The 18,830-nt window shown below is 58.9% G+C and carries 19 protein-coding genes; 12 read left to right on the top strand and 7 right to left on the bottom strand.

The window, feature by feature from the left end:
• Nucleotides 1-27 precede the first annotated feature (27 nt).
• A complete protein-coding gene (locus tag LDN04_RS02135) occupies nt 28-561 on the bottom strand; it encodes a hypothetical protein (protein ID WP_223905866.1) in 534 nt (177 codons plus the stop codon).
• A gap of 17 nt (nt 562-578) precedes the next feature.
• Here LDN04_RS02135 and LDN04_RS02130 point away from each other — a divergent pair, with 17 nt between their 5' ends.
• Both LDN04_RS02130 and LDN04_RS02125 read left to right on the top strand, forming a co-directional pair.
• On the top strand, nt 579-1,463 hold the full coding sequence (locus tag LDN04_RS02130; RefSeq protein WP_223905864.1) for a complex I NDUFA9 subunit family protein: 885 nt from the start codon (nt 579-581) through the stop codon (nt 1,461-1,463).
• A gap of 71 nt (nt 1,464-1,534) precedes the next feature.
• Nucleotides 1,535-3,478, top strand: a complete 1,944-nt coding sequence (locus LDN04_RS02125; RefSeq protein ID WP_223905862.1) for a GspE/PulE family protein — start codon at nt 1,535-1,537, stop codon at nt 3,476-3,478.
• Nucleotides 3,479-3,486: 8 nt separating this feature from the next.
• On the opposite strand, the gene radC is transcribed toward LDN04_RS02125, so the two are convergent.
• Both radC and uppP read right to left on the bottom strand, forming a co-directional pair.
• Nucleotides 3,487-4,173, bottom strand: a complete 687-nt coding sequence (gene radC, locus LDN04_RS02120; RefSeq protein WP_223905861.1) for a DNA repair protein RadC — start codon at nt 4,171-4,173, stop codon at nt 3,487-3,489.
• A 100-nt stretch (nt 4,174-4,273) separates the two neighbouring features.
• A complete protein-coding gene (gene uppP / locus LDN04_RS02115; protein WP_223905859.1) occupies nt 4,274-5,089 on the bottom strand; it encodes an undecaprenyl-diphosphatase UppP in 816 nt (271 codons plus the stop codon).
• A gap of 196 nt (nt 5,090-5,285) precedes the next feature.
• On the opposite strand from uppP, the gene LDN04_RS02110 reads away from it, so the two are divergent.
• Together LDN04_RS02110 and LDN04_RS02105 are read left to right on the top strand one after the other, a co-directional pair.
• A complete protein-coding gene (locus LDN04_RS02110; protein WP_223905857.1) occupies nt 5,286-5,903 on the top strand; it encodes a DUF47 domain-containing protein in 618 nt (205 codons plus the stop codon).
• A complete protein-coding gene (locus tag LDN04_RS02105) occupies nt 5,896-6,897 on the top strand; it encodes an inorganic phosphate transporter (RefSeq protein WP_223905855.1) in 1,002 nt (333 codons plus the stop codon). The genes LDN04_RS02110 and LDN04_RS02105 overlap by 8 nt, the downstream gene beginning before the upstream one ends.
• Nucleotides 6,898-6,976: 79 nt before the next feature.
• Here LDN04_RS02105 and LDN04_RS02100 read toward each other — a convergent pair whose 3' ends face one another.
• Nucleotides 6,977-7,459 carry a DUF2062 domain-containing protein gene (locus LDN04_RS02100; protein ID WP_223905853.1) on the bottom strand — a complete coding sequence of 161 codons (483 nt, stop codon included), beginning with the start codon at nt 7,457-7,459 and terminating at the stop codon, nt 6,977-6,979.
• A 214-nt stretch (nt 7,460-7,673) separates the two neighbouring features.
• Between LDN04_RS02100 and LDN04_RS02095 the strand changes: the two genes are divergently transcribed.
• The 8 genes from LDN04_RS02095 to LDN04_RS02060 all read left to right on the top strand — a co-directional run bounded on the left by LDN04_RS02095 (nt 7,674) and on the right by LDN04_RS02060 (nt 16,173).
• The gene (locus tag LDN04_RS02095) at nt 7,674-9,014 is read left to right on the top strand and encodes a TolC family protein (RefSeq protein ID WP_223905851.1); all 1,341 of its coding nucleotides are present in this window, start codon (nt 7,674-7,676) and stop codon (nt 9,012-9,014) included.
• Nucleotides 9,011-10,126 (top strand): efflux RND transporter periplasmic adaptor subunit, encoded by a 1,116-nt coding sequence (locus LDN04_RS02090; protein WP_223905849.1) that lies wholly within the window; start codon nt 9,011-9,013, stop codon nt 10,124-10,126. Before LDN04_RS02095 ends, LDN04_RS02090 begins: the two co-directional genes overlap by 4 nt.
• Nucleotides 10,127-10,341: 215 nt before the next feature.
• Complete coding sequence (locus LDN04_RS02085) at nt 10,342-13,575, top strand: efflux RND transporter permease subunit (protein WP_223905847.1); 3,234 nt, start codon at nt 10,342-10,344, stop codon at nt 13,573-13,575.
• Nucleotides 13,576-13,621: 46 nt separating this feature from the next.
• A complete protein-coding gene (locus LDN04_RS02080; protein ID WP_223905845.1) occupies nt 13,622-14,050 on the top strand; it encodes a C-GCAxxG-C-C family protein in 429 nt (142 codons plus the stop codon).
• Nucleotides 14,051-14,088: 38 nt separating this feature from the next.
• Nucleotides 14,089-14,487, top strand: a complete 399-nt coding sequence (locus LDN04_RS02075) for a DUF302 domain-containing protein (protein ID WP_223905844.1) — start codon at nt 14,089-14,091, stop codon at nt 14,485-14,487.
• Between the two features lie 61 nt (nt 14,488-14,548).
• Nucleotides 14,549-14,761, top strand: coding sequence for a DUF2892 domain-containing protein (locus LDN04_RS02070; RefSeq protein WP_223905843.1), 213 nt, complete (start codon nt 14,549-14,551; stop codon nt 14,759-14,761).
• A 147-nt stretch (nt 14,762-14,908) separates the two neighbouring features.
• Nucleotides 14,909-15,739 carry an MBL fold metallo-hydrolase gene (locus LDN04_RS02065; RefSeq protein ID WP_223905841.1) on the top strand — a complete coding sequence of 277 codons (831 nt, stop codon included), beginning with the start codon at nt 14,909-14,911 and terminating at the stop codon, nt 15,737-15,739.
• Nucleotides 15,740-15,900: 161 nt separating this feature from the next.
• Nucleotides 15,901-16,173, top strand: a complete 273-nt coding sequence (locus LDN04_RS02060; protein ID WP_223905840.1) for a helix-turn-helix transcriptional regulator — start codon at nt 15,901-15,903, stop codon at nt 16,171-16,173.
• Here LDN04_RS02060 and LDN04_RS02055 read toward each other — a convergent pair.
• The 3 genes from LDN04_RS02055 to LDN04_RS02045 all read right to left on the bottom strand — a co-directional run bounded on the left by LDN04_RS02055 (nt 16,148) and on the right by LDN04_RS02045 (nt 18,706).
• A complete protein-coding gene (locus tag LDN04_RS02055) occupies nt 16,148-17,851 on the bottom strand; it encodes a methyl-accepting chemotaxis protein (RefSeq protein ID WP_223905838.1) in 1,704 nt (567 codons plus the stop codon). The genes LDN04_RS02060 and LDN04_RS02055 overlap by 26 nt on opposite strands.
• A gap of 260 nt (nt 17,852-18,111) precedes the next feature.
• Nucleotides 18,112-18,405 (bottom strand): addiction module antidote protein, encoded by a 294-nt coding sequence (locus LDN04_RS02050; RefSeq protein ID WP_223905836.1) that lies wholly within the window; start codon nt 18,403-18,405, stop codon nt 18,112-18,114.
• A gap of 10 nt (nt 18,406-18,415) precedes the next feature.
• Nucleotides 18,416-18,706, bottom strand: a complete 291-nt coding sequence (locus LDN04_RS02045; RefSeq protein WP_223905835.1) for a type II toxin-antitoxin system RelE/ParE family toxin — start codon at nt 18,704-18,706, stop codon at nt 18,416-18,418.
• Nucleotides 18,707-18,830 lie beyond the last annotated feature (124 nt).

Genomic DNA, 18,830 nt, shown 5'->3' with positions numbered 1-18,830 from the left:
GTTGTCACCGATTGAGGTTTCCCGCAATCAGTGGGACATGCCACCCATCCCGCCGTGTCCCTGCCCGCTACCACTACCGCCACCATACACCCCTTTCAGGCAGAGTATCTCATGATCGTCCACCATCAAAGCGAGGTCATCGGGAGGCATCTCGGCCATGATCTTGTCGACTTCCGGTCCGGACTGGAGCGCCATGCCGGTGTAGAACCTGGCGATGAACTCCGCGTCGCCGAATGAGCTTTTGTATCCCCGCGAAGAGAGGAGCTTCCCAGCGGATTCCACCATTTTTTCAGGAGGGGTCTTCGCCTTCATCTTCAGCAGCTCGACGGCAAGTTCCGCGGTCACCCGGCAGTCGTGGGCGATCGCCTCCTCGGTAGCTCCGGGCACGGCGACCCCTTCACCTCCCGATGCGGCAGAGGAAACGACAATCGACAGCAGGCAGGAAATCAGGAATACGCGCATGGCAAACACCTCCCGGAAATATACTGCCGCGTGATTATAGCCGAGCCGCAGCGGGGTGGCAAATAGTGAATTGTGCGATACACTCTTCCCATATTTCATGAGAGGGGAAGTGCGCCATGAAAATATTTCTCACCGGAGGCAGTGGCTTTATCGGCGGGCATCTGCGCCGGGAACTCCTCTCCAGGGGGCACCAGCTCCGTCTTCTCGTACACAGGCACGAGGCAAAGACTGAACAGGGGGTCGAGTTCGTCGAGGGGGACGTGACCCGGCCGGAGAGTTTTGCCGGTCAGGTGGCCGGCTGCGATGCGGTCATCAACCTCATCGGGATCATCCGGGAATTCCCCGGGCGTGGCATGACCTTTGCCGGCCTCCACGTGGAGGCGACCCGCACCATGCTGAATGCCACCCGGCAGGCGGGGGTGCGGCGCTACCTGCAGATGTCGGCCCTCGGCACCCGCCCCGATGCCACCTCAAACTACCACCGGAGCAAGTTCCAGGCTGAGGAACTGGTCCGCGCCTCCGGCCTCGACCATACCATCTTCCGCCCATCCATCGTCTTCGGTCCCCGGGACGCCTTCATAAACCTGCTGGCCGGCTATATCCGGAACTATCCGATTGTACCGGTAATCGGCGACGGCATGTACCGACTGCAGCCGGTTGCCGCCGATGACGTGGCCCGCTGCTATGCCCTGGCCCTGGAGATGCCGGAGACCATCGGAAAGACCTATGAACTGTGCGGTCCGGATCGTCTCACCTATAACGAGATGCTCGACACCATCGGCCGGGTACTCGGCAAGTCCCATGTCCCCAAGCTTCCCAATCCCCTCGGGATCATGAAGCTGGTGGTCCCCCTGCTCCAGGGGTTCTCGTTCTTCCCCATCACCATGGACCAGATTGCCATGCTGACGGAGGAGAACATCTGCGACGGTCGCTGGCGTGAAACGTTCCGGTTCGAGCCGGAGCACTTTCTCCCCGGCATCAGCAAGTATCTGCGCCCATAAAATTGCTTCGTTTCCGGAGGGCACCTTTGACCATTCTACCGTGACCATGACATTTTTCGGAGGGCGTGTTTATGCCGGAGAAACTCGGAGAACTGCTGATACGGAACGGGCTCGTTACGGAAGCCCAGTTCACGGCGGCACTGGAGAAGCAGCAGGAATTCCCCTGCGTCCCCATCGGTCAGATCCTCTGCCAGCTGGGGTTCATTTCCACGATGGACCTCAATATGGTGCTCGACTACAACCGGAAACGCCTCAAGCTCGGGGAGATCCTCGTCAAGCAGAAACACCTCGACGAAGCAAAGCTGCACAATGCCCTGCAAATAGCGGAAAAGGAGCATATCCCCCTTGGACAGGCCCTGGTCCGGCTCCACTACCTCGACGAAGAGAAAGTGGCCCGCGCCATTGCCGCCCAGTACGATCTCCCCTTTGTATCCTTCGGCACGTTTTCCTTTGATTCGCAACTGGCCCGGCTCATCAACGTCAACTATGCACAGCGCCACCGGATAGTCCCGATCGGCAAGACAGGGAAGATCGTAACCCTGGCCATGGCTTACCCGCTCAGGGGTGTGGAGCTGCACGAGCTGGCGGCGGTCATTGACATGGAGATCAAGCCGGTCATTGCCCGGGAGAGCGACATCACCGCCGCCCAGCACCGTATTTTCCGTACAACTCCCCGTACGGCGCGGGAGGAGAAGGAAAGTCTCACGTTCGAAGTTTCGGAAGACATCACCCGGGAGAGCGGCAAGTCCCGGTACGTGGATGATTTCATCAGCGCCGATGTGGATTATCTCGTCAAGAAGGTCATTTCCATCGCCATCAAGATGGCGGCCAGCGATATCCACCTGGAAAGCAGGGAGCACGGAATGGAGATCCGCTTCCGGATCGACGGGGTGCTCCAGTCATTGGACCTGGGGCACGATGCCGATGCCATCAACAGCCACGCGAAGCAGATCGTTTCCAAGATCAAGATCCTCTGCGACATGGATATAGCAGAGAAACGACGACCCCAGGACAGCAGCTTCAAACTTAAGGTGACCAAGGACGGGACGGTGCGAAGCGTCGACTTCCGGGTCTCATCAGTGCCGACCCAGTTTGGCGAGAACGTGGTGGTCAGGATACTCGACAAGCGGGGAGGGGCGATTTCCCTCGAAACACTGGGGCTCCTGCCGGCGCATGTGGATACGCTCTGCCGGACCCTGGAGAAGCCGACCGGCATCTTCCTCGTGACCGGTCCGACCGGTTCGGGAAAGTCGTCCACCCTGTATGCCATCCTCAACCGGATCAACACCAGTGAGGTGAAGACCCTGACGGTGGAGGATCCGATCGAATACACCATTGACGGTGTCAGCCAGTCGGAGGTTAACGAGGCGATCGGCAACTCCTTTGCCCATTTCCTCCGGTCGTTTCTCCGCCAGGATCCGGACAATATCATGGTGGGGGAGATTCGCGACCTGGAAACGGCGTCCATCTCGATCCGCGCGGCGCTCACCGGCCACACGGTGCTGAGCACCCTCCATACCAACGATGCCACGAGCGCGTTTACCCGGCTTATGGACATGGGGGTGGAGCCGAGCCTGATTTCCTCGACACTCCGCTGTGTGCTGGCCCAACGTCTGGTACGGCGCATCTGTGACCACTGCAAGGTGAGGTATATGCCGGCGAAGGAGATTCTTGGCGAGTTTCGCTTTCCCCAGACCACGACCCATCCGTTTGCCCGTGGCAGTGGCTGCGTGCGGTGCAATTTCACCGGCTTTGCCGGTCGTCGCCCGATTGCCGAGCTCTGGGTGCCGACCGGCAGTGAAGCGCTGCTGTTCAGCAAACGCCCCGATAACCAGGCATTACGGGAAGTGGTGTTCCATCAGGGGCAGCGGATGACCATGATTGAAGACGGGCTGCGCCGGGTGAAAGCGGGGGAAACCACCCTTGAGGAACTGCTGCGGGTGGTACCCTACGAGCACGTGGAAGAGTGCCGCAACCGGATGGCCGCAAAGCTGTTCAGCTGGGATGCCCTGTAGTCCTAAATTCAGAGCATTCCTTCGCTGGTGAAGCTGATAAAGGCGCCGTCGCCGATGATGATGTGGTCGAGGACCTTGACCCCCATGAGATCACCTGCCTCCTTGAGGCGGCGGGTGATCTCCCGGTCCTCGCGGCTCGGGGCCGGATCGCCGGTGGGATGGTTGTGGACGAGGATGATTGCGGCGGCCGATTCCCGCACCGCAGGATTGAACACTTCACGGGGATGGACGATGCTCTGGTTGAGCGACCCTTCGGATATGCGGACTTCGCGGATCACCCGGTTCTTGCCGTCGAGCAGCAACGCCAGGAAGTATTCCTTGCGGCGGTCACGGTAGGTGAAGTTGTAGTGCTCGTAGACCTGCTGGGGGGAGGTGAACCGGTCCCCGTTGGCGAGCCGCCGCCCTTGGCAGCGGTTGGCCAGTTCAAGGGCCGCAATGATGGATGCCGCCTTGGCCGTTCCCGCCCCCTTGACCCGGCATATTTCCACCACGCCGGCGGACGCGAGAGTGCGCAGGTCGCCGAATTCCAGAAGCAACTGCCGCCCCAGGTCGATGGCGCTCTGCCCGGTAGAGGCATCTCCCGTCCGGAGGATGAGGGCCAGGAGTTCCGCGTCGGTCAGGGTATCCACTCCCCGGTTCAAAAGCTTTTCCCGCGGCCGTTCGGCCTCGGGCCACACCTTGATTCCCCCTGCCATGCATCTCCTCCCGCTCCGCAGTGTTCTGCAACAGTCGTCGGCAGGTTAGCACGAAAAAAACAGTATTAAAATATTTTTATGCGCTGCCGCCGAAAAACGATCAATGGAAGAACGCCAGGTAGGCGAGTACACTGCTCCCGGCGACCAGCCGGTACCAGACGAAGGGGTAAAGGGTGCGGTTCTGAACGAAACGGAGGAGGAAGGCGACACTTGCGTAGCCGACGAGTGTCGAGGTGACGATGCCGATGATGAGAGGCTGTATTTCACCGGCGGGAACGCCGGTTTTGACCAGGTGACCTACTTTGAGGATGCCGGCGCCGGCGACGATGGGAAGGGAAAGGAGAAATGAAAAGCGGGCCGCGGCCTCACGGTTGTATCCGAGGAGCAGGGCGGCGGTGATGGTGATGCCGGAACGGGAAACACCCGGGATGAGGGCGAGGCACTGGGCAAGGCCGATGATGAGAGCGGCCCGCAGGGTGATGCCGTCCATTTTCCAGCGCTTGGCACCGATGGTGTCGCTGAAGGCGAGAACAAGGCCGAAGACGATGAGGAAGGTGGCGATGAGAGCCGGGTTGCTGCGGAACATCTCCTCGATGGGGCCTTCCAGGGTTTTGCCGGCGATGGCAGCGGGAATGGTGCCGGCAATGATATAGAAGGGGAGGCGGTTGGAGGCGGTGTGCAGACCCCCCCCAGAGATCCCCCGAAAGAAATTGAAGACCAGTTCGATGATATCCCGCCAGAAATAGAGGGCCAGAGCGAGGAATGTTCCGAGATGGAGGGCCACGTCGAAGGTAAGCCCCGATTCCGGCCAGTGGAGGAGCCAGGGGATCAGGATCAGGTGGCCGGAACTGCTGATGGGGAGGACTTCGGTAAGGCCCTGGATTGCGCCGAGAACGGCGGCATGGAGCGGGTGCATGGGAATATCTCCTCCTGTGTGTATCGGGCTGGAAGAGTAGTTGATGCGGGTGGCAAAATCAAGTTAAATCCCGCCACGTTTCCTCCATCGTTCCGTAACATAAATGTGGCACCACCGGCAAATTTATGGTATGAATGGCAGGTTTTTAAAATCAACCGGCACGGTGCTTCGTACACTGTGTCGTCTGGAGGCAGCAATGTTCGGATTGATACCAAAGGAAGAAAAATTCTTTGTCCTCTTCAAGGATATGACGCGGAATATAAATGAAGGAGCCCAGTTACTGAAGGACATGCTCGACAATTTTGCCGATCCCCAAGGGAGCCAGCGCAAGATCAAGGATGTGGAGCACAAGGGTGACTCCATAACCCACGAGATCATCCAGAAGCTGAACAAGAGTTTCGTTACCCCCCTCGACCGGGAAGATATTTACGCACTTTCAGGCGCCCTCGACGATATCCTCGACCTGATCGACGCCTCGGCCCAGCGAGTCGTGATGTACAACGTGGAAAAGCCGACCCCGGAAGCCAAGGAGTTGGCGTTCATCATCCTCAAGTCCTGCCAGACTCTGGAGAAGGGGGTTTCCCTCCTGGGAGGAAAACTGGAGCACATCAGCGAATGCTGTGTCGAGGTTAACGCCCTGGAAAACGAGGCGGACCGCGTCTGTCGCGAGGCTGTCAGCAGGCTGTTCGACGAGGAGAAGGACCCCATCCAGCTCATCAAATGGAAGGAAATCTACGAGACCCTCGAGCGGGCCACCGACAAGTGTGAAGACGCCGCCAACATCCTCGAAAGCGTGGTGGTAAAAAATGCTTGATGTCACCCTCGTCATGCTGATCCTCGTGATCGCCGTGGCGCTCATCTTCGATTACATCAATGGTTTCCATGATACCGCCAATGCCATTGCTACCTGCGTTTCGACCCGGGCGCTGTCGGTTAAATGGGCGATCTTAATGGCCGCCGTCTTGAACTTCGCCGGGGCCATGATCTCCACCAAAGTGGCATCCACCATCGGCAAGGGGATCGTCGATGCGAGCAACGTCACCCAGATGGTGGTGTTGGCGGGGGTCGTGGGTGCGATCATCTGGGATATCATCACCTGGTACTACGGCCTTCCCTCCTCCTCTTCCCACGCCATCATCGGCGGACTCATGGGGGCGGTTACCGCCCATGCCGGGATGGCGGCGCTCCATTGGGGCGGCCTGAATAAAATCCTCCTTGCACTGGTCATATCCCCCATCCTTGGCACGATCATCGGATATATCTTCATGCTGATCATGATGCAACTGTTTCGCAACAGCCCTCCCTATGGCCTCAACAAGGGGTTCCGGAAACTGCAGATCATATCTGCGGGGTTCATGGCTTTTTCCCATGGCACCGCCGATGCGCAAAAATCCATGGGGGTGATCACCATGGCCCTGGTCAGCTACGGCATGCTGCCCAGTTTCGATGTGCCGACCTGGGTAAAGATGGCCTGCGCGATTTCCATGGCGTTAGGCACCGCTGCCGGCGGCTGGCGGATCATCAAGACCGTCGGACGGGATTTCGTCAAACTCCAGCCGGTGCACGGCTTCTGTGTCGAGACCGCATCAGCCGGCGTCATTCTCGGGGCGTCCGCCCTCGGGATGCCGACGAGCACCACCCACGTCATCACCTCCAGCATCCTCGGCGTCGGCCTCTCCAAGCGGATCACCGCCGTCAACTGGAACGTTGCCTACCGCATCCTCTGGGCATGGATACTCACCATCCCCGCCTCGGCTGCGGTGGCTTACATGGCCTACATGATCATGAGTCCCACCCTCGGCAAATAGTACCTCGACGGTTTATCAACGCAAAAGGGGCGGTCATTGATGACCGCCCCTTCTTTGTATCTCCCTACAGTCTATCCCTTTACTCCAGCTCTTCCCCCGTCTCTTCCATTTCGTCCGTCAATTCCGCCAGGGCTTCGTCCTTCTGCCGGAACCGGATCACCAGGTAATAACAGAGAAAGTAGGCAATGATGGCGGCGATGAAGCCGAGTATGGAGGTGCCGAGGAGCAGGGATGCTGCGTATCCCTTCATGTGCTGCCACTCCAGGCTCTTCAGGTGCAACTCCTTGGGAGGGAGGCCGCGCAGAACGCGCCCTAGTTTGTAGCTGATTGCCAGCACCGGAAAAACGGTAAAGGGGGTGTTTACCCAGGCGCCGGTGATGCAGGTGAGCTTGTTGAGGCGGAAGACGAAGGCGAGCGCAATGGCCATGGCGGTGTGGAAGGCGAAAAACGGGGTGAAACTGATGAAAACTCCCACCGCAAAGCCGGCGGCTATATGGGCGGGATGACTATCGAGGGAGAGGATATCCTTGAAGCGCTTTTTCCATTTTTCCTTGTCCAGCATCGCCACCTCGTCACGAAAGAGTCACAAGTCTAAGGGGGCACCCCCCGGTTTGTCAATCCATTTCCCCTTGGGCAGCGAGAATGATATGAACGAATATTCATTATATGGCTGCAGTGGAGGATAAATAACGGTATAATTTGACTTGACAATATGGTGTTTGTTATATATATAAAAAACAATATGTATTAGGCGCTTTGCTGTGGGGGATTTGATCGTGAAGAATATATGCGCAGGTATATGGCTGGTATTGATACTTCCGTGTGGAGCATTTGCGGAAAGTGGTCGGCTGGGGCTAGATGAATCGATTCGGTTGGCCCTGGAAAAGAACCATCTCCTCAAGGCTGCTCTCTATGAGCGAAAGGCGGCCGACCGAAGCGTGTCGATCAGTCGCGGCGCCTATCTCCCCCGTGTTTACCTGGAGGAGACAGCTGCGGTAACCAACTCACCGACCCGCACCTTCATGATGAAACTGGACGAGGGCCGTTTCACCGATCGTGACTTCCTCATCAACAACCTGAACAATCCGGGGAGTTACCGTGATTTCCGCACTGCTTTTACTCTGGAACAACCGCTTCTGGATTTTCGCATCGGTCGCGCCCTCGATATGGCCCGTGCCGAAGACGCTTCCCGCTCGTTTACCCTGGAACGCCGCCGGCAGGACGTTGCTTTTCTGGTGTATGGCGCCTACCTGGAGGTGCAGAAGGCGAAGGCGAGTCTTGCGGTTGCAGACCAGGCGGTCAGGGATGCCCGGGAGCACCAGCGGCTGGCCCAGGTTCGTACCGCTGCCGGTGTCGGCCTGAAGTCCGACGAACTGCGGACCCGTACGTTCCTGTCGGAGATGGAGCAGCAGCAGATAACGGCCGGCAATAACGTCCTTCTCGGAAAACTGCGGCTGGCCCAGGCAACAGGGATGGAAACGGGAGAAACCATCGATACGACCGAAGAGCTCGGCGCACCCGTGCTGAAATACACCAGTCAGGAACTGGTCCAGGAGGCGCTCGCGACCCGTCCGGATCTGAAGGAACTGGAAAGCGGGACTGAGAAGGCGTCAGCGGCGGTGGGGATGGCGCGGAGCGCCTATCTCCCCACGGTTTACGGAAGTGCCACCTACCAGCTGAACGACCATGATGTCCCGTTCGGCCGGGACAATGATTCCTGGGTGGTTGCTGCGAATCTTCGCTGGGACCTGTTCGACGGCATGCGGAGGTACAACGAGGTCGGCCGGGCCCAGATGCAGCTGAGCGCAACGGCCGAATATCTTGAAAACTACCGTAAGGAAGTTGCCCTCCAGGTGCAGGAGGCCTATCTGCGCAGGGAGGAGACGGGTAAACGGCTTGAAGTCGCCCGCCATACCGTGCTCGATGCGGAGGAGACCGTACGTCTGGTCAGCCGCCGATACGAAAATGCCCTTGCCACGTCGGTAGAGCTTCTCGATGCCCAGACAGCCCTGAACCGGACGAGGGTGCAGCTGGTGGACACGGAAAGCGGTTATGCCCTGGCTACGGCCCGGCTTTACCACGCAGCGGGAATATTCCTCAAGGAGGTTGCGCAATGAAAGGAACTGCGGCGCTGATGGCCGTTTCGCTGACGACGGTTGCCGTGCTCGGTTTTGCCGGCTGCGGCGGCAAGGGGAAGGAAGAGGCGGTGAAGGCTGCCCCGCAGGTGATACAGGGAGTGACAGTCCAGGCTGTGGCGGAGGAAAAGATCGCCGACCTGCAGGAGGCTGTCGGAACGGTCCGGGCAAAGAACGCCTTTGCCCTTGCCGCCCGTATTCCCGGCACGGTCAGCTCCGTGCTGGTGAGGGAGGGTGACCGGGTTGCAAAGGGAAAGCTCCTTCTGACCCTTGACGCGGCGGAGAGTACCTCCGGGGCGGCCAGTGCCCAGGCCGGCCTGGAAGAGGCCCGGCACGGTGTGGAGGAGGCCCGTGCACGCAGGCAACTAGCCGAAGCGACCTTCGAGCGGTACCACAAACTATTCGTCGAACAGGCGGTTACCCGCCAGGAGTTCGATAGTCGCCAGACAGAACAGGAGGTGGCTGCCCAGGGGCTGGCCCGGGCCGAAGCCCGGCTGATCCAGGCTCGCGAGGCGGCCCGGGCTGCCGGTGCCGTTGCCGGCTACACCCGTATTACCGCCCCTCTTGCCGGCATTGTCACCGCTAAGTCGGCGGATGTGGGGATGACGGTCTTTCCCGGCACCCCTCTTCTCATGGTGGAGGGAGAGGGAGGATTCCGGCTGGAGGCTGCTGCGCCAGAATCGCTTCTCGACTCGGTGCGGACCGGCCAGCAGGTCAGCGTTGCAATCGATGGTGTTACCGGAACTCTCTCCGGAAGGGTTGCCGAAGTGGTGCCGATCTCGGATCCCGCCAGCAGGACCTTTACCGTCAAGGTGGATATTTCGGCAAAGGGGCTCCGTTCCGGCGCCTATGGCAGGGTAGAATTCCCGACGGGCTCTCACCCGGGGATACTGGTGCCGAAAGCTGCCATTGTCGATCATGGTGCCCTCACGTCGATCTGGGTGGTGGGGAAAGATAAAACCGTCCGGATGCGGCTGGTCAAGACCGGCAAGTCGTATGGCGACCGGATGGAAGTCCTCTCCGGGCTCACTGCCGGAGAACAGGTCGTCACCGGCGGCGTGGAGAAGGTGATGGACGGGGCACGGCTCGAATAAGAAAACCTTCCACAGAGATACTGAGATGCGAGGACATCAAGAGCAAAAACGTTTTACAGGGATATTCAGGATGATCAGGATAATAGCTGAAATCTATTGTTGTTTTAAAGTTAATCGAATAGCCTTTAATCCTGTATATCCTGAATATCCCTGTTAATTTGTCTGTTAGGTTTTTCTCTGTGGCAGATTTTGACTGATCTTTGGAGACGATGTAAATGGATAACCTCGGTATTGCCGGCAGGATTGCCCGCGCCTTCATAAATTCCAAGTTGACCCCCCTCATCGTTGCGGCATCGCTGCTCCTCGGCGTCTTTGCGGTCAAGGTGACCCCACGTGAGGAGGAGCCTCAGATCAAGGTGCCGATGATCGACATCTACCTCCCCTTCCCCGGTGCATCGCCGAAAGAAGTGGAGGAACGGGTCGTCAAGCCGTTCGAATGCAAGATGTGGGAAATCAAGGGGGTCGAGTACGTCTATTCCATGAGTCGCCCCGGCCTCGGTGTCGTGACGGTTCGCTATCTTGTGGGCCAGAACACTGAGGAGTCGCTCGTCAAGGTTTACAACCAGATCATGAGCAATCGCAAGCTCCTTCCTCCCGGGGCGGGCGAGCCACTGGTGGTCCCCAAGACCATCGACGACGTGCCGATCCTTGCGCTCACGCTCTGGTCCGAGCGGTATGACCACCATATGCTCCGCCGTATCGCCCGCGAAGTGTGCGACGATCTGAAGAAGAGTCCCGAGGTGGCAGAAACGGAGATCAAGGGAGGACTCCCGCGGCAGGTACGGGTCCAGCTCGATGCGGGGCGGCTGGCGGCCCGGCAGCTCTCCCCCCTGCAGGTAATGGGAGCGTTGCAGAAGGGTAATGCGGCGCTCCAGACTGGCAGCATGGCAACCGGCAACCGGCAGTACCTGGTGGAGACCGGTGACCTGCTCGGCGACGTTGATGCGGTAAGGCGGCTGGTTGTGGGTGTTGCAGCCGGCAAGCCGGTCTATCTTGCCGATGTGGCTTCGGTGACTGACGGGGCGGCGGAACCGAAGGACTACGTCTTCTTTGGTTTAGGTGCAGTTGATAAGACATATAGGTCCCATGGGTCCTATGAGTCCTATAATAGAACCACCGATTATCCCGCCGTTACCGTCTCCGTTGCCAAGCGGAAAGGGGCCAATGCCACCTGGGTTGCGGAGGACCTGCTCAAGCGGGTGGAGAACCTGAAGGGGAAGGTGATCCCTTCCGATGTGCAGGTGACGGTGACCCGCAATTATGGTGAGACGGCCCGGGACAAGAACAACGAGCTCCTCTTCCACATGTTCCTGGCGGCCATCTCGGTCACCATCCTGATCGCAATCTTCATGGGATGGCGCGCAGGCGCCGTGGCGGCTATCGCCATTCCGGTCACCCTGGCCCTGACCATGCTGGTCTTCTATCTCATCGGCTATACGCTCAACCGTATCACCCTGTTCGCCCTGATTTTTTCCATCGGCATACTGGTGGACGATGCCATCGTGGTGGTGGAGAACATCCATCGCTACTTCACCACAACCCGCCTGAAACCACTGGATGCGGCCATCCGGGCCGTGGACGAGATCGGCAATCCGACGGTGCTCGCCACCTTTGCGGTTATCGCCTCGATCCTCCCCATGGGATTCGTCGGCGGGCTGATGGGTCCCTACATGCGGCCGATTCCGGTGGGGGCGAGCATGGCCATGCTCTTTTCGCTCCTCATCGCCTTCATCGTGACCCCCTATTATGCCTATCGCTTCATGAAGGGAGAGTCCCATTTCGGTTCCACCGCCGAGCCGGAGGAGTCCAGGCTGACGATTTTCTACCGCCGGGTCATGGGAGCGCTTCTCCACAGGAAGCCGGTCCGGAACGGCTTCCTGGCCGGAGTTGTGGTGCTTCTCCTCCTTTCCTGCTCCCTCATCTATTTCAAGCTCGTGACGGTCAAGATGCTTCCCTTCGACAACAAGAATGAGCTGCAGGTGATCGTCGATACCCCCGACGGCAGCACCCTGGAGGAGACGGCGCGACTGATGGCGGAGCTGGGGGATTCCCTGCGCAAGGTTCCGGAAGTGACCGATTTCCAGACGTACGCGGGGACAAGCGCCCCTTTCAACTTTAACGGTCTGGTGCGCCACTACTACCTGCGCACGGGGCCCAACGTGGCGGACATCCAGGTCAATCTGCTCCGCAAGGAAGAGCGGAAGGCCCAGTCCCATGACATCGCCCGCCGGATACGGCCGCAACTGAAAGCCATTGCCGACAAGTACGGGGCGCGGCTCAAGGTGGCAGAGATTCCTCCCGGTCCGCCGGTTCTTTCCACGCTGGTTGCCGAGGTCTACGGCCCGGATGACGCAACCCGGGCAGATATCGCCCGCCAGGTCAAGGGAATCTTCAGCAAGACCGCCGGTGTGGTGGACGTGGACTGGTACCGGGAGGATGATCAGACCAAATATACCTTTACCGTGAACAAGGAGAAGGCGGCCCTCGCCGGCATCGACACCACCGACGTGGTGAAGACGCTGCACATCGCCCTGGAAGGGGAGAACGCGGGGCTTCTCCACGTCCCCCACGAAAAGGAGCCGGTCGCCATCAACCTGCGTCTTCCCGTGGCGGACCGAAGCTCCGTGGCGAGCCTTTCCTCCATCTACGTACCGGGAGCAAGGGGTAATGTTCCCCTCTCCGAGCTGGTGCGGGTAACGAGTGGTAACGAAGAGAAGTCACTCTATCGGAAGAACCTGAAAAGCGTGGTCTACGTCACCGGCGACGTGGCCGGGGTGATCGAGGCGCCGGTCTATGCCATCCTGAAGATGCAGAAAGAAATAGCCAACATTCCCCTGCCGGGAGGGTACCGGATCGAGCAGCTGGCTTCCCGCCAGCCCTGGAACGAGGAGAAGCCGGGGCTCAAGTGGGACGGCGAATGGCACATAACCTACGAGGTGTTCCGTGACCTGGGACTTGCCTTCGGGGCGGTCATGGTTCTCATCTACATCCTGGTGGTGGCCTGGTTCAAGGATTTTACCACCCCGCTGGTGATCATGGCGCCGATTCCCCTCACCCTTATCGGCATTCTGCCGGGTCATGCCATCATGGGGGCGTTCTTCACAGCAACGAGCATGATCGGCTTCATCGCCCTTGCGGGGATCATCGTCCGGAACTCCATCATTCTCATCGACTTTGCCGAGATGAAACGGCGTGAGGGGATGGCGTTGGACGAGGCGATCATCGAGGCGGGGGCGGTCCGCTTCCGCCCCATGCTGCTGACGGCGGCTGCCGTTGTCGTGGGGAGTTTCGTCATCGTCTTCGACCCCATATTCCAGGGGCTGGCGCTTGCCATGATGTGCGGAGAGATAGCCTCCACGGCTCTTTCCCGGATCACTATTCCGGTTTTATATTTCATGGTACAGTCATGGAAGGAGCGGCATCGGGTGGGGAGGAGCGAAGAGCAATAAGAGACCCTCTGCGGAGGGAGGAAGATGACAGAGTAGAGGAGGCTGGATGTTCTGGCAGAAACGGAAACCGGTTGGGAATGAAGGGATGGGACTGGCGGAAAGAGTGGCGACGGAGGCGGAGGGATTCTACCGCTCCAAAAAGATGCACTGTGCCGAGGCGGTGCTCCTGGCGGTGAAGAACAACTTCCGCCCGGAGATCCCCGACATGGTGGTGGAGATGGCGAGCGGGTTCGGCGGCGGATCCGGAACCGGCTGCCTCTGCGGGGCCGTGGCAGGGGGAACCATGGCCATCGGGCTGGTCCTTCCCCATGACGCACGGCGGGTCAAAAAGCTCACTCAGGAACTCCACCACTGGTTCAAAAACCAGTATGGCGCCACCTGCTGCAAGGTTGTCCTTGCCAATCACAAGGGGATCTGTCCCGAGTTGACGGGGAGCGTGGCGGGCAAGGTTGCGGAACTGTTGAGTGAGCAGTGACGGATCGTGGAGAACCTGCAAAGGGAAGGAGGCAGACAATGGAACTTACGACGGCGTATGCATTCGGCAGGACCGTTTCACTTCCCTATGCCGACGCGGAACGAAAGGTGCGGGAAGAACTGCAGAAGGAAGGGTTCGGTGTCCTCACCGAGATCGATATCAAGGGGAAGTTCAGGGAGAAGCTCGGTCGGGAATTCCGCGACTACATCATCCTCGGTGCCTGCAATCCCCCCCTCGCCTGGGAGGCTTTTGGTCATGAACTCAACATCGGAACGCTGCTCCCCTGCAACGTGGTGGTCTATACCGGCGACGACGGGGAAACGGTGGTGATGGTCATGGACCCGGTTGCGGCCCTCGGCGTGATTGGCAACCCTGCCCTGACCGAGCTGGCCGTAACGGTGAAGCAGAAGATGGAGCGGATGCTGGCAGCTTTGTAGAAAACGAATTGCCCAATGTGGCAGGCAGGGAGCCTGCCCCAATAAACAAGAGGAGAAAAGAATGTATATCGACCGTTTGCTCAGAATCATCGCCGGCAGCTTTATCGTCCTGTCGCTGCTGCTGGCCCATTTCCACAACATCAACTGGCTCTGGTTCACCGGTTTCGTGGGGCTCAACCTGTTCCAGTCGGGGTTTACCAACTGGTGTCCCATGATTACCATCCTGGAGAAGGCGGGGGTGCCGAAGTTCCCGAAGGAGTGCTGCGGAAAGTGAAACGTGGCTTTCCCGCAATCTCTGCGTAAGTCTTCGGGACAGTTTGTGCGGCGTAGCATAACTACGCCTCCTCACTATCCCTCGACAGCCTTGACCTTGCGGAAAATCCACGTTTCTTTATTGATATACCAGTAGGAGGGGGGAACCATGAGCTACCGGATTACCATTCTGTGCGACAACAGTGTCGGCTCCATGACCGGCACCCTCGGAGAGCACGGTTTTGCCGCTTTCGTGGAGTACGGTGGCGGGGCACTCCTGTTCGATACCGGCCAGGGGGAGACCTTGATCCACAATGCCCGGCGGATGGGCAAGAATCTCTGTCGGACGGACCGGGTCGTGCTTTCCCATGGACACTACGACCATACCGGTGGCCTGAAGCCCCTGCTGCAAACCTGCGGGCCGAAGGAAGTGCTGGCCCACCCCGGTGTCTTCGCGTGCCGCTACCGGGTGAAGGATACGGGAGAGAGCGTCGCCATCGGCATCCCCTTCGGTGAGGCGGAACTGCTCAAGCTTGGCGCGACCTTCGATCTTTCGTCCACCTTCCGGGAGATCGGGCCGGGGCTCTTTCTCACCGGCGAGGTGCCGCGCCGGACGACCTTCGAGAAGGGAGACAGCGGTCTCTACTGCGACGAAAAGGGGTGCAGTGCCGATACCCTGCCGGACGATCAGTCCCTGGTAATCACCACCGGCAAAGGGCTCGTCCTGCTGCTCGGCTGCTGCCATGCCGGGCTTGCAAACACCATCCAGCTTGCTCAGGAGCGAACCGGTGTGGCAGATGTTTATGCCGTGGTAGGAGGGACCCACCTCGGTTTTTCCTCGCCGGAACAATTGGAGGCAACCATAAGCGCCCTGCGCGGGTATGGCATGCGAAAGCTCTGCGTCAGCCACTGTACCGGCTTCAACGCAGCAGCGCGGCTGTCCCGGGAGTTCCCGGCAGAGTTTCACCCGGCTCAGGTCGGCTACACGCTGGAAGTGTAATACCAAATTCCACATCAAGGCGCTATCTGCGTTGGCTCGTCTTAGGCTCCTCAACGTACTGTCTGTACGCCTGCGTCGCCTCAATCCTCGCCGCCTTGATTTCATCCTTGATCTGAATTGGTGTAATATCAACAATCGAATTGGTGGACGGTATGATGTTCATGGACGGTGATTTACAGGAAAAGGCGTCGCTGCTCAGGGTTCTCGGGCATCCGGTGCGGCTCAGGATCGTGGCCGGTCTGGCCCGGGAAGATGCCTGCGTGAAGGATATCTGGGAGTGCCTGGAGATACCTCAGGCGGTGGTGTCGCAGCATCTCAAGGTGATGAAGGAGCACGGCATCCTGGAGGCGCGGCGGGACGGCACACGGGTCCGTTACGCCCTGCGGGGTGAGATGCTCGCGGAGCTCGTCAGGATTCTTCGGCTTGCGATTTGAAGGGATTCAGTTCCTTCTGGAGTTTGGCACTCAGGTCGGTGATCGCCTCGATCTCTTCCATGTTCTGCTTTGCCAGGGCGGCATTTGACTCTATGAGCCGGCCCGCTTCCCGGACGTAGTTCAGAAGCACATCCCCCATCATGATCTGCTGGATGCTCGTGTCCCGAAGCTTCTTGACCTTATCGTTGTCTTCGAGCACGCTCTTGAGATAGAGACGGTTTCCGCGCGACTGCTCCTGGGTCGAATTGGTGATCTTCTGGGAGAGGAGCCGCATCTGCTCCAGCGCCTTGACGATCATGCTGATCCCCCGCTCCTGCTCCTGTGTTGCCCGCGTCACCTGTTTGACCCGTTCCAGGTTCTTTGCCGCCTCTTCGGTGATGAGCCGGCTGCCGGACGCCTGCTCGACCGTAGCACTGGCGATCCTCTGCACCATGTCGGATGCTTCCGCTGCCCCCGTTTCGATTCTCACCAGGGCCTCGTTGGTCAGGGCCGAAATTTTCACTCCCTCCTTGATCCGGTCTTTCCCCTGGGCCACCGAACGCTGAACCGCGGCGGTCTCTTTCTGGATGTCCTTCACCAGGTCGTCGATCTCTTTGGCCGACTGGGCGGTCCGGTGGGCCAGAGAGCGGACCTCTTCGGCCACTACGGCAAACGCCTTTCCCCGTTCCCCCGCCTGGGCGGCTATGATGGAGGCGTTGAGGGAGAGGAGGTTCGTCTGCTCTACCACGTCCTGGATTACCTCGATAAAATTGCCGATGCGAGCCGAATGCACGGAAAGGCGATGGATCGCTTCGTAGGATTCCTCGGTGCTTTTTTCGATGGCGTTCATGGCCTTGATGGTGGAGGTCATGGACTGCAGGCCATCCTGTGCCTGCTTGCGGACCCCTTCGGAACACTCGGCGGACCTCTGGGCGTTGTCCCGGACATTGCTGATGGCGGCGCCGATCTGGGTGATGGAACTGGATGTCTGCTCGGTGGATACCGCGAGTGCCTCGATGTTGTCTGCGGACTGGCGGATGCTGAGAGCCATTTCTTCGATGGAGGCTGAGGTCTCCAGAACCGCGGCGGAGTAATCCTTGATGTTCTCGGCGATGGTATCGGTCGTGGCACTCATCTCCGTCGAGATCGACGCCCGTTCGTCGGTCCGCACGGCCAGTTCCTCGATCTCCCGGATGAGGACGTTCAGGAAGGTATTCATATCTTCCACGGCCCGCAGGGTTTCCGATTCCTTTTCCGCCTGCTGCTCATTCCCCGTCACCATGGTGAGGGACTTTTCCTGCAGATGTCTGTGGAGGGGCGCTACCCGGTTCATGAGGAGCGAGATGTTCTCCACCATGGAGAGAACCTTGTCCAGCATCGTGTCGTAACATCCCATGAGCGCATTCAGTTCATCGCCGTTTCCGGCCAGGGTGGCATCGCAGTCCCCGGTGGATAGCCGGCTCAGGGCCTGCCACTGGCGCTCCAGGTAGATTTTCATCACCTGCTTGATGATGTAGTAGCAGAAGGTGCCGACCAGGACGCCGGCGGTGAGGCAGCCGATGATGTAGAGAGGGGTGAAGGCGCGAGTACCGAAGAAGATCGCGGAATAGAAGGGAAAGATGAGCCCCATGAGGAGGCCGAAGCTGAGCATGAAATAATAGGTGCTTCGGAGGGATGACAGGTATTTGCGCAGGGTCATGGAACGACTCCCGGTTCGAGGATGTTCGTATAAGTGGCGAATTTATCACGGGCTCTGGGGGGTGTCAACGAAATTGGCGGGTTTTCATCGGCGCTGATACGCTGTTTATCACGGAGATAGGGCAGGTTGGCCGCATAAACAGGTTCTACGGAGGTCAGAACAGCCGGTACGGATCCGAGAAAATGGGTGCACCAGTCACTGTATATCTCATAACAGGCAAAATCCGTACGGGAATGGATTGAAAATTGGGGTAAAAAGATTTATCGAGCTTCTGCGTGGAGTTTGAGTCCCAGAGCCGATACGATTTTTAAAATCGTATCAAACCCCGGAATTCGCTCTCCTGAAAGTGCCTTATAGAGGCTTTCGCGAGAAAGGCCGGCATCTCGCGCAACCTGCGACATTCCTTTGGCACGAGCTATGTCACCAAGCGCCTTGGCGATAAAGGCTGCATCGCCATTAGCTTCTTCAATGGAGGCTTCAAGGTAGGCCGCCATTTCTTCCGGAGTGCTGAGATGCTCGGCGACATCATAGCGACTAGTAGTTGTTTTAGACATTTTTCAACTCCTATAAGTTCTGTGCAAGGCGGATTGCTGCCTTGATATCCCGAGACTGGCTGCTCTTGTCACCGCCAGCCAGCAGGATGATCAATTCGCTGCCGCGTTGGATGAAATACACTCGATAGCCGGGACCGTAGTCGATCCGCATTTCCGAGACACCTTCACCAACAGGCTTGACGTCTCCTGCATTTCCCAAGGCAAGACGCTCGATCCTGATAAGAACACGAGCCTTGGCCTGGATGTCACGCAAGCTATCAAGCCATGTGGCAAACAGTTCGGTTTTGCGGATTTCAGTCATGACCATATTGTAGCCAACTGGCTACAGCCTGTCAAACTAATTAGTGTGAACAATACTCGGTCCAACCCATCGGCACGACCGGCCCCCAAAACCGATCCGGTCGGCCTCAGCACCGTTGGACGGA

It is taken from the genome of Geobacter sp. AOG1 (genome assembly GCF_019972315.1).
Taxonomy (GTDB): Bacteria; Desulfobacterota; Desulfuromonadia; order Geobacterales; family Geobacteraceae; genus Geomobilimonas.
The sequence above is the reverse complement of the archived record's forward strand: the minus strand, read 5'-3'. Positions and strand labels throughout refer to the sequence as shown.

Bases quoted from the DNA above. Each gene is read 5' to 3' on its own strand.
- LDN04_RS02135 (WP_223905866.1), bottom strand. From the start codon at position 561: ATGAAATATGGGAAGAGTGTATCGCACAATTCACTATTTGCCACCCCG.
- LDN04_RS02130 (WP_223905864.1), top strand. From the start codon at position 579: ATGAAAATATTTCTCACCGGAGGCAGTGGCTTTATCGGCGGGCATCTG.
- LDN04_RS02125 (WP_223905862.1), top strand. From the start codon at position 1,535: ATGCCGGAGAAACTCGGAGAACTGCTGATACGGAACGGGCTCGTTACG.
- radC (WP_223905861.1), bottom strand. From the start codon at position 4,173: ATGGCAGGGGGAATCAAGGTGTGGCCCGAGGCCGAACGGCCGCGGGAA.
- uppP (WP_223905859.1), bottom strand. From the start codon at position 5,089: ATGCACCCGCTCCATGCCGCCGTTCTCGGCGCAATCCAGGGCCTTACC.
- LDN04_RS02110 (WP_223905857.1), top strand. From the start codon at position 5,286: ATGTTCGGATTGATACCAAAGGAAGAAAAATTCTTTGTCCTCTTCAAG.
- LDN04_RS02105 (WP_223905855.1), top strand. From the start codon at position 5,896: ATGCTTGATGTCACCCTCGTCATGCTGATCCTCGTGATCGCCGTGGCG.
- LDN04_RS02100 (WP_223905853.1), bottom strand. From the start codon at position 7,459: ATGCTGGACAAGGAAAAATGGAAAAAGCGCTTCAAGGATATCCTCTCC.
- LDN04_RS02090 (WP_223905849.1), top strand. From the start codon at position 9,011: ATGAAAGGAACTGCGGCGCTGATGGCCGTTTCGCTGACGACGGTTGCC.
- LDN04_RS02085 (WP_223905847.1), top strand. From the start codon at position 10,342: ATGGATAACCTCGGTATTGCCGGCAGGATTGCCCGCGCCTTCATAAAT.
- LDN04_RS02080 (WP_223905845.1), top strand. From the start codon at position 13,622: ATGTTCTGGCAGAAACGGAAACCGGTTGGGAATGAAGGGATGGGACTG.
- LDN04_RS02075 (WP_223905844.1), top strand. From the start codon at position 14,089: ATGGAACTTACGACGGCGTATGCATTCGGCAGGACCGTTTCACTTCCC.
- LDN04_RS02070 (WP_223905843.1), top strand. From the start codon at position 14,549: ATGTATATCGACCGTTTGCTCAGAATCATCGCCGGCAGCTTTATCGTC.
- LDN04_RS02065 (WP_223905841.1), top strand. From the start codon at position 14,909: ATGAGCTACCGGATTACCATTCTGTGCGACAACAGTGTCGGCTCCATG.
- LDN04_RS02060 (WP_223905840.1), top strand. From the start codon at position 15,901: ATGGACGGTGATTTACAGGAAAAGGCGTCGCTGCTCAGGGTTCTCGGG.
- LDN04_RS02055 (WP_223905838.1), bottom strand. From the start codon at position 17,851: ATGACCCTGCGCAAATACCTGTCATCCCTCCGAAGCACCTATTATTTC.
- LDN04_RS02050 (WP_223905836.1), bottom strand. From the start codon at position 18,405: ATGTCTAAAACAACTACTAGTCGCTATGATGTCGCCGAGCATCTCAGC.
- LDN04_RS02045 (WP_223905835.1), bottom strand. From the start codon at position 18,706: ATGACTGAAATCCGCAAAACCGAACTGTTTGCCACATGGCTTGATAGC.